Origin of the sequence: Rhodovulum sp. P5, assembly GCF_002079305.1 — a bacterium.
Lineage (GTDB): Bacteria > Pseudomonadota > Alphaproteobacteria > Rhodobacterales > Rhodobacteraceae > Rhodovulum.
In genome coordinates this window covers 3,462,629-3,478,615 of the sequence record NZ_CP015039.1, presented here as the reverse complement: position 1 = coordinate 3,478,615, position 15,987 = coordinate 3,462,629, and the positions used below count along the sequence as shown (strand labels likewise).

Sequence of the window (15,987 nt, the reverse complement as noted above, 5' to 3'; positions counted from 1 at the left end):
CATGGCCAGTGTCGCGCTGTTGCTGTTCATCGCCGCGATGTGGTTTTCCGTCTTTTCGATCCGCAGCGCGATGGATGCCGAGGCGTTTCGAGAGTCGCGAAAACTGATGGAAGGCCGGATCTCGGCGGTGCAGGAACAGGTCGCCCTGATCGCGAGCGACTATCACAACTGGACGGATGTCTACCAGGCAGCCGAAGAGGTCGACATCGAAAAGCTGGCCTCCAACTACGGGATCACGGCAGCACGCGGGGACGTCTTCGAATACGCGGCAATGTATGACGGCCCCTTCGATCAGCCCGTGGCATGGGTGTCAGGGCAGGGCCTTGCGCCGCAAGCGATCTTCTTCGCCACCTCGACGATGGATGCACTCCGCGTCGAGGTGTCCGATCTTCGGACCGAAGACCGGGAAACCTACGACTTCTTCCTCGCGCTGGACGGCAACCTCGTGATGTTCAGCTCGTCCTATCTGCTTCCGGAAGACACGTCGCTTCTGGGCGAGATTAACGTTAACGATCTGGCGATCGCCTCCATCGGCAAGATTCTCAGCCGGGACCGGCTGCAGCAGATCGAAAAGGAGCTGTCGGTTTCCTCGCTTGGCTACAGCTTTGAGTCTGCGCCCGAGGGCCTGCCCAGCCTGTCGCTCAGGGGGCCTTCCGGTGAAACCGTGGCCTTTCTGTTCTGGGACCCTCCCAAACCGGGCACGAACCTCTTCGACAAGATGCTGACCATCCTGATCGGCGTGACGATTGCCTTCGCCGCAATTACGCTTCTGGGAACGCGACTTGTCCACGCCAATGCCCGGGCGCTGATGCGCAAGGAATCCGAGGCCGCCGATCTTGCGCGAACGGATGTGCTGACCGGCCTGCCCAACCGCCTGGCCTTGCTGGAGCATCTCAGAACGCTCGCCGACCGCCACAGGGGCGAATACGCGATCCTCGCGCTTGACCTGAACCGCTTCAAACAGGTCAACGATGTCATCGGGCACGATGGCGGCGACCGGTTTCTCAAGGCCTTTGCCGAACGGGTCAGGGCCCTTCTTGATGAACAGACCTTCGTGGCCCGAAACGGCGGCGACGAATTCGTTGCCGTCTTCTGGCACGACAACAACATCCTTGAAACCGTGCAGACGAAAATCGAAAACCTCAACGACACCTTGTCCGAACCGATCCGTGTCGGCGGGTTCCTCTTCGATTTCTCGGTCTCCCGCGGTCTGGCGGTTTCCCGCAACGGCGACCATTCGCCCGAAGAACTGCTGCGCCGGGCCGACCGCGCGATGTATCACGCCAAGGCCCATCAATGCGAGGATGTCGTCTGGTACGACCGCGAGATGCAGGCATCCGATCTTGGCGACAACCGGATCGAAAAGGCGCTTCGCTCCGCACTGGTGAAGGGGGACGAGTTTTCGGTTGCCTACCAGCCCATCGTCAACGCCAGCGACAACCGCAAGCTGGTCCGGGTGGAGGCGCTGGCACGCTGGCACAGCCGGGCCCTGGGATCCGTTTCACCGGGTGACTTCATCCGCATCGCGGAAGCGACCGGCCTGATCATTCCGCTTGGCTGGATCATGCTCGACAAGGTGTGCGAGGATCTGCGCCAGAACCCCGGGCTTGAAGTCGCGATCAACGTCTCGCCGATGCAGGTCATGATCCCGGGCTTCGCGGTGGAGTTCTGCTCCCGCGTGCTCAAGAACAACATCGATTGCGAACGGATCGAGGTCGAGATCACCGAGAATGTCGCCTTCCAGGATGACGAGGCCGTGTCCCGGCAACTCCACATCCTGCGATCCGCCGGGTTCTCGGTCGCGCTCGACGACTTCGGGACCGGCTTTTCCTCGCTGGGCTACCTGTGGCGGATGCCGTTCAACTCACTCAAGATCGATCGATCCTTCGTCTCGGGCAGCCTGGGCAGCGAATCCTTCCGGATGATCAACACCATGGTCTCGCTGGCCCATTCGATGGGCATGACCGTTGTCGCCGAAGGGGTCGAGCATGAGGACGAGATCGCCAAGCTGCGCCAATATGAGTGCGACTTCATCCAGGGCTACCTGATCGGCAAGCCAGCCCCGCTGTCGAACGTGCTGACGCAGTTCAATCCCGGCGCCGATCTGGGCCACGCCTGACGCCGACTCCGGCGGCCGTATCGGCCCTTCCCTTGGCGCAGGATCAAAGAGGCACGACCTCGACCGAACTGCCACGGGCCGCAAGCGCGATCTCGCCCGCACAAAGCCGCAACGCATCGTTGCCGAACACCTCTTCCCGCCATCCGCGCAACGCGGCCACGTCACGCCGCCCGGCCGCGATGGCATCCAGATCGGCAGAGGTCGCAATCAGTTTCTGCGCGACCCCGGCCTTTTCCGACTTGGCCTTCAGAAGCACACGCAAGAGGTCTGCCAGGGCCGGATTGACCTGCAACTTAGCATCGATCTTGGGAACCTTGGGATAGTCTTTCGGATCGGCCTCCAGCGCGGTCTTCACCGCCTCGATGATCCCCTCGGCAATCTCACCCCGGCGCGCTTCCCGCAGCAGCAGGCGTGAGCGGGACAGGTCGTTCAGGTTCTGCGGCTTGGTCGACGCCAGTTCCAGCAGCGCGTCGTCCTTGAACACCCGGTTGCGGGGGATGTTGCGTGACTGGGCATAACCTTCGCGAAACCGCGCCAATTCCTGCACGACGACCAGGAACTTGCCGGAATTGGTGCGCGTCTTGACCCGTTTCCAGGCCTCGGACGGATGCACGATATAGGTTTCGGGATCGGTCAGCACGCCCAGTTCCTCGCGCAGCCATTTGGCCCGACCCGTACGTTCCAGATCGGCAGCAAGGTATTCGTAGATGGCCCTCAGATGGGTGACATCGGCAAGGGCATAGCTTTTCTGCGCATCCGACAGGGGCCGCCGCGACCAGTCGGTAAACCGGGATGTCTTGTCGAGACTGGTCTTCGCGATCTTGCGCACGAGCGTCTCATAACCCACCTGCTCTCCGAATCCGCAGACCATTGCGGCCACCTGCGTGTCGAACAGCGGCTCGGGGAAGACCGAGCCTTCGGTGAAGAAGATCTCAAGATCCTGACGGGCCGCGTGGAAGACCTTGACCACGCTTTCGTTTCGGAAAAGCTCGTATAACGGCGCCCAGGACAGGTCGTCGGCCAAGGGGTCGACCAGCACCGCCGGGCCTTCGGTGTCGCCGTCCCCGGGCAGGGCAAGCTGAACAAGGCAGAGCTTGGCGTAATAGGTCCGTTCGCGCAGAAATTCCGTGTCGATCGTGACATAGGGGGCGCGGGCGGCGCGTTCGCAAAAGGCGGCCAATTCCTCGGTAGTGGTCAGTGTCTCCATCTCTGCCCGTGTCTTGCCCATACCATCCCCACCGCGCACCTGCCCGCCCGTGATAAAGAACCCGGCCGCGGTTGGGAAGTGTCCATTGAAATCTGCGTCAGCCCAGCATGACCGGCGCGCGGTCGCCTTGGGCGTATCGGCGCAACACCGCCGGATAAAGCCGATGCTCCACCGGCAGGACACGGGCGGCCAGCGTCTCGGCCGTGTCTCCCGGCAGGATCGGCACCCGTGCCTGGCCAAGGATCGGTCCGCCGTCCAGCTCCGCCGTCACTTCGTGCACGCTGCACCCAGCCTCGGAGTCTTCAGCCTCAAGCGCGCGGGCATGGGTGTTCAGCCCCCGGTATTTCGGCAGAAGGGACGGGTGGATGTTCAGCATTCGCCCGGCCCAGCGATTGACAAAGCCCGGCGTCAGCACACGCATGAAACCGGCAAGGCACAGGATATCGGGCGCGGCGCGCTCCAGCTCGGCCTGAAGCGCGGCCTCGAACGCCTCGCGATCCTTGCCGAAGGGCTTGTGGTCGACGATGGTGGTCGGCACGCCGCGGGCCGCGGCCTTTTCCAGACCACCCGCACCGGGGACGTTCGACAGGACCAGAACGGGGCGGGCCGGATGATCACCGGTCATGCTGTCGACCAGCGCGACCATGTTGGACCCCGACCCGGAAATCAGGATGGCCACCCGTTTCAAAGCAGCCGCCCGGAATAGCTGACCCCCTGCCCCGGCACGACCCGGCCGATGCGGACCACAGTCTCGCCCGCGCCGGTCAGAAGGTCGGTCAGCGCCTCGGCCCGGTCAGGTGCAACGGCCAGCACCATGCCGACCCCGGCGTTGAAGGTTTTCAGAACCTCCGCCTCGTCCATGCCCGCAGTCTCTGCCAGCCAGCGGAAGACCGGCGGCATCTCCCATGCGGACAGGTCGATTTCGGCCCCCAGCCCCTCGGGCAGGACGCGGGGCAGGTTTTCTGTCAGTCCGCCGCCGGTGATATGGGCCAGCGCATGCACCCCGCCCGCCCGGATCGCCGCCAGCGCGGGTTTGACATAGAGTCGCGTGGGCGTCAGCAGTGCCGCGCCCAGCGGGCCATCGGCGAAAGGCGCCGGCGCGTCCCATGACAGCCCCGCGACCTCCACCACCTTGCGGACGAGCGAGTAGCCGTTGGAATGCACCCCGTCCGAGGCCAGCCCCAGCAACACATCGCCCTCAGCCACACCCGCGGGCAAATCGCACCCCCGCTCCATCGCGCCCACGGCGAAGCCGGCAAGGTCGAAATCGCCATCCGCATACATGCCCGGCATCTCGGCCGTCTCGCCCCCGATCAGGGCACAGCCCGCGCGCGCACACCCCTCGGCGATGCCCTCGACCACCTGCGCCGCGGCCTCGACCGACAGCTTGCCGGTTGCGAAATAGTCGAGGAAGAAGAGCGGCTCCGCCCCCTGGCAGACCAGATCGTTGACGCACATGGCGACAAGGTCGATGCCGACGCCCGACACTTCGCCGGTGTCGATGGCGATGCGCAGCTTGGTGCCCACCCCGTCGGTCGCGGCCACCAGCACCGGGTCGCTATAGCCCGCCGCGCGCAAATCGAACAGTGCGCCAAAGCCCCCCAGCCCCGCAATCACGCCGGGCCGGGCGGTGCGCATGGCCGCGGGCTTGATCCGCTCCACCAGCGCATTGCCAGCGTCGATATCCACACCCGCCTGCGCATAGGTCAGGCCCGTCTTGGGTTCGGTCATGGGGTACTCCTGCTCTTTGGCGCAGAGCGTTAGCCCATCGCCGCCCGCCTGTCCACGGCCCGCCTTGACGGATCGCGCCGGTCTGCTAGGGAGTTGTGTCAGGTCGGGCCTGTAGCTCAATTGGTTAGAGCAGAGCGCTCATAACGCTTTGGTTGGGGGTTCAAGTCCCTCCGGGCCTACCAACACCCCCTACCCCAGATAATCCGACCGGCTCAGCCCGTATTTGGCCATCTTCTCGTTCAGGGTCCGGCGCGGCAGGCACAGTTCTTCCATCACCGCGGCGATGGAGCCCTTGTGGCGGCGCATGGTGTTGTCGATCAGCATCCGCTCAAACGCCTCGACATATTCCTTCAGGGGCTTGCCTTCGGTGGTCATCACCGGTTGCACGGCCTCGTTGTCCGCCATCAGAAGGCTGGCGATGGTGCCCGACCCACGGCGGTTTTGCAGAACCGCCCGTTCGGCGATGTTGATCAGTTGCCGGACATTGCCCGGCCAGGGCGCCTGCATCAGTTGCGCGGCTTCCTGCGCGCCGACCTCGGGGATATCGCAGCCGTATTCCTCGGCGAACTGTTCTGACATGCGGTTGAAGAGCGTCACGATATCGTCCCCGCGGGAGCGGAGCGGCGGCAGGGTGATCTTCATCGCCGCCAGACGGTAGTAGAGATCGGGGCGCAGAACGTCCTCACAGCTCTTGTCCTGTTCCTGCAGGTTCGACACGGCGATGATCCGGGTTTCCGGCGGGCTGCCCTGCTCGTTGATGAAGGTCAGAAGACGGGCCTGAAGCGCGGGCGACAGCGCCTCGATATCCTCAAGGCAAAGGGTTCCGCCGCGGGCTTCCTCCACCGCGGGCAGCACGCCGCCTTCCTCCACCGGTCCGAACAGCCGCCCGGCAAGCGCCTCGGGCTCGAACCCCGCGCAGGCGATCTGGACGAACTTCTTGGACGCCCGCGGCCCCACCGCGTGCAGGGCATGGGCGACCAGTGTCTTGCCGGTGCCGGTCTCTCCATCGATCAGCACATGGCCGTCGGCCTGACCGAGGTCGAGGATATCCTCCCGCAGCCGTTCCATCACCGAGGACGAGCCGATCAGCTTCTTGACCAGAACGGTGCCGTCGCCCAGTTCCCGGCGCAGCGCCCGGTTGTCGAGGGTCAATCGCCGGGCCTGGCTGGCGCGCTTTGCCAGTTCCGTCATCCGGTCGGGATTGAAGGGTTTCTCAAGGAAATCATAGGCGCCGATCCGCATCGCCTCCACCGCCATGGGCACGTCGCCATGGCCGGTGATCATGATCACCGGCAGACCGGAATCGAGGCTCATCAGCTTCTTGAGGAAGGCCAGACCGTCCATCCCCGGCATCTTGATATCGGTGACGACCACGCCCGCATAATCGGCACCGATTTCCTTCAGCGCATCCTCGGCAGAGGCGAAGGTGGCGGTCTCGAACCCGCTCAGGGCCAGCCACTGGCTGATCGACTGGCGCATGTCCTGCTCGTCATCGACTATGGAAATCTTCATGGCCTGGGGCATATTCTTTTCACTCTGCGGCTTTGTTGTCTTGTGTGAGAATGGGAAGCTGAACCTCGAACACCGCGCCACGCTCCCGCCCGTTGCGCGCGGTCAAGCGCCCGCCCAGATCGCCCACGATACCCGAGGAGATCGCGAGGCCGAGGCCGACGCCGTCGCCGGGGGCCTTGGTGGTGTAAAAAGGTTCGAACAGGCTGTCGATGTCCTCGATCCCATGGCCGTTATCGCGCACGGTCAGAACCGCGGTTTCCCCCGCTGACAGGATCAGGTCGACCTGCGGATCGGCGACCTTGCGCGTGGCGTCCAGCGCATTACGCAACAGGTTGATGATCACCTGTTCCAGCCGGATGCGATCGGCCATGACCATCACCGGCTCTCGCGGGAGGGTTCGCGTGATGGTGACCTGCCGGCGCTTAAGTTGCGGCTCCATCATCGACAGGGCGCCCGAGACGGAGGTCCGCATGTCCAGCGGTTCCAGCGCATCGCCGCCTTTCCGGGCATAGCTTTTCAGTTGCCTCGTGATCGCGCCCATCCGTTCGATCAGGTCATCGATCCGCTGGAAGGAGGACAGCGCCTCTTCTGCCCGGCGACGCTGAAGCAACAGCCGCGCCCCGGCCAGATAGGTCTTCATCGCCGCAAGCGGCTGGTTCAGTTCGTGGCTGACCGCCGCCGACATCTCACCCAGCGCGGCAAGCTTGGAGCTTTGCGCCAATGTCTGCTCGGCCACTTCCAGGTTGCGTTCGGCGCGTTCGCGCTCGGCAATCTCGCGCTGAAGGCGGGCGTTCAACTGGCGCAATTCCGCGGTTTCCCGTTGAAGCCCCAGGGTCCGGCGCTGTGCCCGGCGCGACAACAGGTAGAAGGTCAGCGCCAGCAGGATGGCGAAGCCCATGATCTCCATCGCCAAGACCGCGTTGACCCTGTCGCGGATCGACACATAGGAGGTAAAGGAGATGATGCGCCAACCGCGGAAGGGGATGCGCGCCTCGTTCCGCATCACCGCCTGCCCCATCAGATAGGCATCGGGCGGCAGCGCACCCCAATCGGCCGTCGCCTGAAGCGCGCGAGAGATGGCCGAGGGCGCCGACCGCGCCGCCAGGGCTTCCTCGACCGTGCGGCCACGCCAACGCGGTTCGGTCGCAAGGATGATCTTCCCCTCGCTGTTGGTGACGATGATGGCGTCGGAAATCCCGGCCCATCGCCACTCGAATTGCGCAAGGTCGACACCCACGACGATCACGCCTGCAAGCTTGCGGTCCAGCGTGATCGACCGGGAATAGGTAAAGCTGAAGGCCCCGGCCTCGGTCCGCGAGGTGATGAAGACGGTATCGTTGGACCGCAGCGCATCGACGAAGAAGGGTGCGTTGCGCAAGTTGGTCCCGATCCGGTTGCGGTCGGTCGCGGCGACCACCCGGCCGCTTTCGTCAAGCAGCTGGAGCGACGCCGCGCCGATCTCGTCCACATAGGAAATCAGCCGTTGCGAGCTTTGCGAAAAGTCGCCCGATGTCAGCGCGCCGATCAGCGTGGGGTCGCGCGACAGCAGCAGCGGCACGACAGAGGCACGCTGCAACTCGCTGACGACGTTGCCGGAATAAAGCGCCAGGCGCACCTGTGCGCGGTTCCGGGTCGATTCGGTGAAGCGTTCTGTCAGCCAGTTATTGGTCACCCAGACGGTGGCGACGGCCAGCGCCACCAGAAGCGACAACGCCAGACGCAGCCGCCACGTCCGGCGCGCCCTCAGGCTGCGGTCACGTCTGGTTCGCTTCGTCGTCATGGCGCAAGGGTATGCCTTGCCAGAAGGGTCCTCAAGCGGCCTGCGCTCAGGCGGGCGTCAACGCGCCGATCAACGCGCGGAAAAGCGCCGCCCCGTCGGTGTTGCCATGTGCCGGTTCGGCAGCGCGTTCGGGATGCGGCATCATCCCCAGAACGCGGCGGTTCTCGCTCAGGATACCGGCGATATCGGCAGCGGACCCGTTGGGATTGTTACGATAGGTAAAGGCCACGCGGTCTTCCCCCTTCAGCCGTTCGACAAGATCGGCGTCGGCGACGTAGTTGCCGTCGTGATGGGCCACGGGAATCGTGATCGTCTGATCGGTCGCATAATCCGCGGTGAACGCGCTGTCGGCGGTTGCGACCGTCAGGTCGACAGGTTTGCACACGAATTTCAGACCCGCATTGCGCATCAGGGCGCCCGGCAGAATGCCGGTTTCGGTCAGCACCTGAAACCCGTTGCAAATGCCAAGGCAATAGCCGCCCCGATGGGTATGCTCGATCACCGCGCGCGTGATGGGAGAGCGCGCCGCGATCGCCCCGCAACGCAGGTAGTCCCCGAAGGAAAATCCGCCGGGAATGCCCACAACATCGATTCCCGCGGGCAGGCTGCTGTCCTTGTGCCAGACCATGGTGACATCGGCCCCGGCATTGCAAAAGGCCACGGCAAGGTCCCGATCACAGTTGGAGCCGGGGAAAACGAGAACGGCGGCTTTCATGGGGTCGGTCCTTTCAGGCCTTGAAATCGGTTATGACGGCCACGCCCGGCGGGGCGGGTGCATCGAAAGCGGCAAGCTCTGCACTGGCATCCGACAGCGCGACGCGGCGCGCGATCAGCGGCGTCAGGTCCACATGCCCGCCATCGATCATTGACAGAAGCGAGGGATAGCGCCAGGCGGGCATGCCACGGGTTCCATAGACGGCCAGCTGCCCCGAATAGACCGCGTCCATCGGCAATTCCATCATCGTGTGTTCGCCGGCGGGCATGCCGATCTGCACCATCCGGCCCAGCTTGCGCAAACTGCGCAGCGCGCCGGTGGTTGTTTCTGGAATGCCCAACGCCTCCACCGCGACATGGGCGCCGCCCTCGGTTGCAAAGCGCACGGCTTCGGCGGCATCGCCCTCGCGCGCATCGATCACGGCATCGGCGCCAAGGTTGCGCGCGAAATCCAGTTTCGCGGGCACCACGTCAACAACGACGACCCGCGCCCCCAATGCCCGGCCCAGCAGCAGCGCCGAGATACCGACACCGCCCCCGCCGAAAATGGCCAGCCATTCCCCGGGCTTGAGGGCGGCGCGCCCCGTCAGCGCCTGCCATGCCGTCGTCACCCGGCACCCCAGCGCCGCGGCCAATGCCGGGTCCATGCTATCGGGCAAAGGGGACAGGTTGGTATCGGGAAAGGGCACCGCGATCCGTTCGGCAAAGGCCCCGGCGCGCGTAAACCCCGGCAGTTGCTGGTTCAGGCAGATCGTCTGGTTCCCCGCCGCGCAATCGGGGCAGTGCCCGCAGGCAAGGATGAACGGGGCGATCACCCGATCGCCTTCCCGCCAGCGGGTGACCGCCGGCCCGACCTCTTCGACCACACCGCAGTATTCGTGACCGGGAATATGGGGCAACTGCACATCGGCGTCCGCCCCCGTCCAACTATGCCAATCCGACCGGCAGATGCCGCAGGCCAGAACCTTCAGCACCACGCCATCGGGCGGGCAGTCGGGGTCATCGACCGTGGCCAGATCCAGCGGCTTGCGCCACCCGGTCAGAAGCGCGGCGCGCATCTTACCCGATCTCGATGTCGTAACGCTCGATCACCGTGTTGGCGAGCAGCTTCTCGCACATCTCACCCAGCCTTGCGCGCGCGGCCTCGGCATCGGTGTCGGCCAGTTCAAGGTCGATCACCTTGCCCTGCCGCACCTCTTCCACCCCGTCGAAACCAAGCGTGCCAAGGGCATGCTGCACCGCCTGTCCCTGCGGATCGAGCACGCCGTCTTTCAGCATCACATGCACCCGGGCCTTCATCGCGTCGTCCTTCCGTTGCGTCTGTCACCGGCGCCCGGACCCGCGGCCCGTCACACCCTTGCGGTTGGGGTCATGTCCGGCGCGAATTTGTGATGACACAAGCCGGACACGCTCTCCCTTTCAATTGATCAGCGTGGGCTTCGTTGCATGCGTCACGTTCGAGGGCAGCACGCCCAGCCGTTTCGCCACCTCGGTATAGGCATCGGTCAGACTGCCCAGGTCGCGGCGGAACACGTCCTTGTCCAGCTTCTGGCCTGTCTTGACGTCCCACAGGCGGCAACTGTCGGGGCTGATCTCGTCGGCCACGACAAGGCGCATGAAATCGCCGTCCCAGATGCGGCCGATCTCGATCTTGAAGTCCACCAGCTTGATCCCGACGGCCATCATCACCCCCGAAAGGAAGTCGTTCACGCGAAGCGCCAGCGCGACCATGTCGTCCAGATCCTGCTGCGACGCCCAGCCGAAAGCGATGATATGCTCTTCGGTCACCAGCGGGTCGCCCAAGGCATCGTCCTTGAAGTAGAACTCGATGATCGGGCGGGGCAACTGCGTGCCCTCCTCGATCCCAAGGCGCTTGGTCATGCTGCCCGCAGCGACGTTGCGCACAACGACCTCAAGCGGGATGATCTCCACCTGGCGGACAAGCTGTTCGCGCATGTTGATGCGCTTGATGAAATGGGTCGGAACGCCGATGGCGTTCAGGCCGGCCATGAAGAACTCCGACAGGCGGTTGTTCAGAACCCCCTTGCCCTCGATCACGTCGTGTTTCTCGGCATTGAAGGCGGTGGCGTCGTCCTTGAAGTACTGCACGATGGTGCCGGGTTCGGGGCCTTCGTACAGAATCTTCGCCTTGCCTTCGTAGATCTTCTTGCGCCTTGCCATGGAAACTCCGAATCGCGAATGCGCGGCGGGGGGACCCGGCCGCGCCATGTCAGCGCGCTTCTACTGCATGGCCGCTCTTGTCGCAAGGCAGATGCAGGAACACGCTCGCAGCCGCAGCCCCCGTCCATCCGTTGCGCGTCAGTGTCGCCCTGCCCAACTTGCGTAATGCGGCGGCAGCCGAACTTCGACAAAATCCGGGGGAATCTGCGTGAGCGCGTTCAGCGCAGGTATGGGATTTCAATAGCTTAAGGCGCGCGAGGTGGGCAGTTCGGCCGAAGTCGTGTAGTTACACGTTATGATGTTTAAGACCCTATGAATGCGCCCAAACGTGCGATATCCTGCATGCCATGTTCACGCGCATCACCGAGAGCGGCGGGCGTCGCTATCTGCAGATTGTCGAGTCCTTCCGTAACGAGGCGGGCAAGCCCCGGCTGCGCGTCGTGGCCAATCTGGGGCGCGTGGACGGGATGAAGGATGGCCAGCTCGATGCGCTGATCCGGGGGCTCAGTCGCGCCGCGGGTCGGGTCGAGCCCGAGAAGGCCGAGATCACCTACGAGGCGGCGCGCAGCTATGGCGACGTCTTTGCCCTGCACGAGTTGTGGAAGGACCTTGGTTTCGATCATGCCCTCGGCCGTGCGCTGCGTTCCGGCAAGCGGAAAGTCGACGTGGAGGCGCTGGTCCGCGCCATGGTGTTCAATCGGTTGTGCGACCCCACAAGCAAGCTGGGCTGCCTGCGCTGGCTGGAAACGGTCGCGATGCCCGCGATGCCGGACACCGTCACGCATCAACATCTGCTCCGCGCCATGGATGCGCTGATGGACCATGCCGAGCGGGTCGAGATGGAACTGGCCAGACAAATCCGTCCGCTGGTCGATCGGGACCTGGCCGTGGTCTTCTACGACCTGACCACGGTGCGCATCCATGGCGACGGAGAGGTTGACGACGACCTCCGCGCCTATGGCATGAACAAGGAAACCGGTGGCATCGCCCGGCAATTCGTGCTCGGCGTCGTGCAAACCGCCGACGGCCTGCCGCTCATGCACACGGTCCACCCCGGCAATGTCGGGGAGACGAAAACCCTGCAGGGCATGCTGCAGACGGTGTTGCAGCGGTTTCCCGTGCAGCGTGTCATCCTGGTCGCCGACCGTGGCCTGCTCAGCCTTGAAAACATCGACGAACTGACCGCCCTGGCCGATCAGGACGACCGCAAGCTGGAGTTCATCCTCGCCGTCCCCGCCCGTCGCTATGCCGATCTGGTCGAGACCTTTCGGGGCCTTGCCTTCGACGAAGGCGGCCTGGCGGAAAGCAATTTTGCCGGCCATCGCCTGATCGTCGCCCATGATCCCGTTCGAGCCGCCGACCAATCCGAACGACGTCGCGCCCGCATCGCCGAACTTGAAGCCCAGGCCGAAAAGATGGTCGCCAAGCTCGATGCGCAAGACGACGGCCAGACGGCGCGGGGCCGCCGCGCCTCCGACCGCGGCGCCTATAGCCGCTTCACGCGCGCCGTGGCCGAGGCCGAACTGACCCGGTTCCTCAAGGCAGACCTGCAGGCCGACCGGTTCAGCTACAGCATCGACGAAGACGCCGTCGCCCGAGCCGAACTCTTCGACGGCAAGCTCGCCCTGCTGACCAATGCCCCCGACCTGACGCCGACCGCAACCGTGACCCGCTACAAGTCGCTGGCCGATATCGAACGCGGCTTCCGCGTCCTGAAATCCGATATCGAGATCGCCCCCGTCCACCATCGGCTGCCCGACCGCATCCGCGCCCACGCGCTGATCTGCTTTCTCGCCCTCGTCCTCTACCGCGTCATGCGCATGCGGCTGAAGGCAAAAGGACATGACGCCAGCCCACGAACCGCCCTCGACATGCTCGCGCGCATCCACCGCCACGAAGCCCGGATCGCCGACCGAAAGCTCGACGGCCTCACCACCCCGACCCCCGAACAACTGGACCTCTTCGACACCCTGAACCTGCCAAAACCCGCCTGATCACCCTCGCGTAGTTACATTTTGGCCAATCTCGCCATAACGATATCAATCACTTACGCGTTTTACTGGTGAACTTGAGCGGCAGGGGGATGCGTCTTTTCGGGCCAATGAAGACCTAGGCATTGCCTGCGCTTTCCCTTAAATGCACACTAACCAAAAACGGAGGAGGGTCTCAGGCCGATGACCACATTCGATGAGCGCGAAAACGCATTCGAGAACAAGTTTGCCCATGATTCCGAACTGCAGTTCAAGGCAGAGGCACGGCGCAACAAGCTTCTGGGCCTTTGGGCGGCAGAGTTGATGGGGCTGGCCGAAGAGGCCTCTCTCGACTACGCAAAGGAAGTGGTGAAAGCCGATTTCGAAGAGGCCGGCGACGAAGACGTCTATCGCAAGCTCGCTGGCGATCTGGGCAGCAAGGCCGACGAAGCCACGATTCGCGCCAAGATGGCGGAACTGATGACCGTCGCCAAAGAGCAGGTGATGAACGAGGCCTGACAGCGCCGCTGACGGGCCCGCGGCCCGCCCCTGTGAACGGGATTGCCGCGCGCCCCTGCGACGTGGCACATGTCGCGGCAACGGCAAGGCCATTGCCGCCCTTTTCAGTGCAGAAGGACCAGCCCCATGACCGACGCGCTTTCCCGCATGCTGGCGTCCCGCGACTGGCTGATGGCCGATGGCGCCACCGGCACCAACCTGTTCAACATGGGGTTGAGTTCCGGTGAGGCACCGGAATTGTGGAACACCGACCAGCCCGACAATATCCGCGCGCTTTACCGCGGCGCGGTCGAGGCGGGATCGGACATCTTCCTGACCAACAGCTTCGGGGCCAATGCCGCTCGGCTCAAGCTCCACGATGCACAGAACCGCGTGGGCGAGTTGAACCGCGTTGCCGCGGAACTGGCGCGCGAGATCGCGGACAAGGCCGGACGCGATCTGGTCGTGGCCGGTTCGATCGGCCCGACCGGTGAAATCATGGAACCGATGGGACCGCTGTCCTATGACAGCGCGGTCGAGATCTTCCATGAACAGGCCGAGGCCCTGAAAGACGGCGGCGTCGATGTCCTGTGGGTGGAGACGATCTCGGCCCCAGACGAGTTCCGCGCCGCGGCCGAGGCCGCCCGACTGGCCGACATGGCATGGTGCGGGACGATGAGTTTCGACACCGCCGGGCGCACCATGATGGGCGTTACGTCTGCCAATCTTGCCGAACTGGTGGAAAAGCTGCCGCACAAACCGCTGGCCTTTGGCGCCAATTGCGGCGTCGGCGCATCCGACCTGCTGCGCACGGTGTTGGGCTTTGCCGCGGCGGGGACGGAACGGCCGATCATCGCGAAGGGGAATGCCGGCATTCCGAAATATGTCGACGGCCATATCCACTATGACGGAACGCCCGAATTGATGGGCGACTATGCCGTGCTGGCACGCGACTGTGGCGCAAGGATCATCGGCGGGTGCTGCGGCACCACACCCGATCACCTGCGCGCCATGCACGAGGCGCTGGAAACCCGCCCCCGCGGCCCGCGCCCCAGTCTTGAGGACATTGCGGAACGTCTTGGCGGGTTTTCCTCGTCCTCCGACGGAACCGGAGAGGACAGCGACACACCGGACAGGCCCCGCCGCCGCCGGCGCAGCTCAGAATAGGGAAAGCTGATCACCGGGCTTCGGGGGCACCCGAAACAGGCTGTCGGTCGGTTCCGGCAGATGTTCGGACAGGCCAAGGCGCGCCGCGGCCACCCGGAACCGCTGCGCAATCATCTCCGCATATGGCCCCTCGCCCCGCATCCGGCGCCCGAACTCCGGGTCGTAATCCTGACCGCCATGCATCTCTCTCAACCGCGCCATCACCCGGGCTGCACGGTCGGGGTAGTGTTCTGCCAACCACTCCCGGAACAAGCCGGACACCTCCAGCGGCAGGCGCAACATGATCCAGCTTGCGGCCCGCGCCCCGGCCTGTTGCGCCCTTGCCAGGATCGCCTCGATCTCGTGATCGGTCAGCGCCGGAATCACCGGCGACACCATGGCCCGGACAAGGATGCCAGCCCCAGACAGGCGGGCGATGGTCCGCAACCGCCGGTCCGGCGCCGGCACCCGCGGCTCCAGCAACCGGGCGAGACCCGCATCGAGGGTCGTCACCGACACCCCAACTCGAACAAGGTCCAGCTTCGCAAGCTCTGAAAGAATGTCGAGGTCGCGTTCGATCATCGTGCCCTTGGTGACGATTGCGACCGGGTGGCGAAACTCCAGCAAGACCTCCAGAATCCGGCGCATGATCTGCCACTCACGCTCTACCGGTTGATATGGGTCGGTATTCGTCCCGATGGCCAGCGGCGCGGGGTAATAGCGCGGCTTTGACAGCTCCGTCCGGAGCAGTTCGGGCGCATCGGGCCGGGCGATCAGCCGCGTTTCGAAATCGAGCCCCGGTGACATCCCCAACCAGGCGTGGCTCGGCCGGGCATAGCAGTACACGCATCCATGTTCACAGCCCCGGTAAGGATTGATCGACCTGTCGAAACATATGTCGGGCGATGTGTTCCGGGTGATGACCTTGCGCGGGCGCTCCACCTGCACCTCGGTCCGCAGAACCGGCAGGTCGTCCTCAGGCGCCCAGCCATCGGCCTCCACCGCGATGCTCAGCCGGTCATAGCGGTTGGCGGGGTTCGAAGACGCCCCGCGGCCGGGTGTTCGGGCAAGCGGACGATCCATTCGTCAACATTGGAACATTTAAGGAACATTTACAACCTGAACCGAC

General features: G+C 64.4%; 14 protein-coding genes and 1 tRNA gene. 5 read left to right on the top strand and 10 right to left on the bottom strand.

Annotated features, from left to right (window positions below; genetic code table 11):
* Window position 1: 1 nt before the first annotated feature.
* The gene (locus RGUI_RS16540) at window positions 2-2,119 is read left to right on the top strand and encodes a bifunctional diguanylate cyclase/phosphodiesterase (protein WP_216640082.1); all 2,118 of its coding nucleotides are present in this window, start codon (window positions 2-4) and stop codon (window positions 2,117-2,119) included.
* Window positions 2,120-2,162: 43 nt separating this feature from the next.
* Here RGUI_RS16540 and rnd read toward each other — a convergent pair whose 3' ends face one another.
* The 3 genes from rnd to purM all read right to left on the bottom strand — a co-directional run bounded on the left by rnd (window position 2,163) and on the right by purM (window position 5,057).
* Window positions 2,163-3,326, bottom strand: coding sequence for a ribonuclease D (rnd, locus tag RGUI_RS16535; RefSeq protein WP_081534945.1), 1,164 nt, complete (start codon window positions 3,324-3,326; stop codon window positions 2,163-2,165).
* Between the two features lie 97 nt (window positions 3,327-3,423).
* Window positions 3,424-4,014, bottom strand: coding sequence for a phosphoribosylglycinamide formyltransferase (gene purN / locus RGUI_RS16530; protein WP_081534943.1), 591 nt, complete (start codon window positions 4,012-4,014; stop codon window positions 3,424-3,426).
* Window positions 4,011-5,057 (bottom strand): phosphoribosylformylglycinamidine cyclo-ligase, encoded by a 1,047-nt coding sequence (gene purM, locus RGUI_RS16525; RefSeq protein ID WP_081534941.1) that lies wholly within the window; start codon window positions 5,055-5,057, stop codon window positions 4,011-4,013. Before purM ends, purN begins: the two co-directional genes overlap by 4 nt.
* A 105-nt stretch (window positions 5,058-5,162) precedes the next feature.
* Between purM and RGUI_RS16520 the strand changes: the two genes are divergently transcribed.
* Window positions 5,163-5,239, top strand: a tRNA-Ile gene (locus RGUI_RS16520).
* 7 nt (window positions 5,240-5,246) lie between these two features.
* Here RGUI_RS16520 and RGUI_RS16515 read toward each other — a convergent pair.
* The 6 genes from RGUI_RS16515 to purC form a co-directional block, all read right to left on the bottom strand.
* Entirely contained in the window at window positions 5,247-6,581 is a 1,335-nt protein-coding gene (locus RGUI_RS16515; RefSeq protein ID WP_081534939.1) for a sigma-54 dependent transcriptional regulator, read from the bottom strand.
* Between the two features lie 7 nt (window positions 6,582-6,588).
* Window positions 6,589-8,349, bottom strand: a complete 1,761-nt coding sequence (locus RGUI_RS16510; protein ID WP_081534937.1) for an ATP-binding protein — start codon at window positions 8,347-8,349, stop codon at window positions 6,589-6,591.
* A gap of 46 nt (window positions 8,350-8,395) precedes the next feature.
* The gene (gene purQ / locus RGUI_RS16505; RefSeq protein WP_081534935.1) at window positions 8,396-9,064 is read right to left on the bottom strand and encodes a phosphoribosylformylglycinamidine synthase subunit PurQ; all 669 of its coding nucleotides are present in this window, start codon (window positions 9,062-9,064) and stop codon (window positions 8,396-8,398) included.
* A gap of 13 nt (window positions 9,065-9,077) precedes the next feature.
* Window positions 9,078-10,121: a zinc-dependent alcohol dehydrogenase family protein gene (locus RGUI_RS16500; RefSeq protein WP_081534933.1), complete on the bottom strand. Its 1,044-nt coding sequence runs from the start codon at window positions 10,119-10,121 to the stop codon at window positions 9,078-9,080.
* A gap of 1 nt (window position 10,122) precedes the next feature.
* Window positions 10,123-10,362: a phosphoribosylformylglycinamidine synthase subunit PurS gene (purS, locus tag RGUI_RS16495; RefSeq protein ID WP_081534931.1), complete on the bottom strand. Its 240-nt coding sequence runs from the start codon at window positions 10,360-10,362 to the stop codon at window positions 10,123-10,125.
* Between the two features lie 120 nt (window positions 10,363-10,482).
* Window positions 10,483-11,244: a phosphoribosylaminoimidazolesuccinocarboxamide synthase gene (gene purC, locus RGUI_RS16490; RefSeq protein WP_081536143.1), complete on the bottom strand. Its 762-nt coding sequence runs from the start codon at window positions 11,242-11,244 to the stop codon at window positions 10,483-10,485.
* A 347-nt stretch (window positions 11,245-11,591) separates the two neighbouring features.
* Here purC and RGUI_RS16485 point away from each other — a divergent pair, with 347 nt between their 5' ends.
* From RGUI_RS16485 to bmt, 3 genes are all read left to right on the top strand, one after another.
* Window positions 11,592-13,238, top strand: coding sequence for an IS1634 family transposase (locus RGUI_RS16485; protein WP_081532493.1), 1,647 nt, complete (start codon window positions 11,592-11,594; stop codon window positions 13,236-13,238).
* A 180-nt stretch (window positions 13,239-13,418) separates the two neighbouring features.
* Window positions 13,419-13,733 (top strand): DUF1476 domain-containing protein, encoded by a 315-nt coding sequence (locus tag RGUI_RS16480; RefSeq protein WP_081534929.1) that lies wholly within the window; start codon window positions 13,419-13,421, stop codon window positions 13,731-13,733.
* Between the two features lie 126 nt (window positions 13,734-13,859).
* Window positions 13,860-14,879, top strand: coding sequence for a betaine--homocysteine S-methyltransferase (gene bmt, locus RGUI_RS16475; RefSeq protein WP_081534927.1), 1,020 nt, complete (start codon window positions 13,860-13,862; stop codon window positions 14,877-14,879).
* Here the strand turns inward: bmt and RGUI_RS16470 are convergent.
* Entirely contained in the window at window positions 14,871-15,941 is a 1,071-nt protein-coding gene (locus RGUI_RS16470) for a PA0069 family radical SAM protein (RefSeq protein WP_081534925.1), read from the bottom strand. The genes bmt and RGUI_RS16470 overlap by 9 nt on opposite strands.
* Window positions 15,942-15,987: the final 46 nt, after the last annotated feature.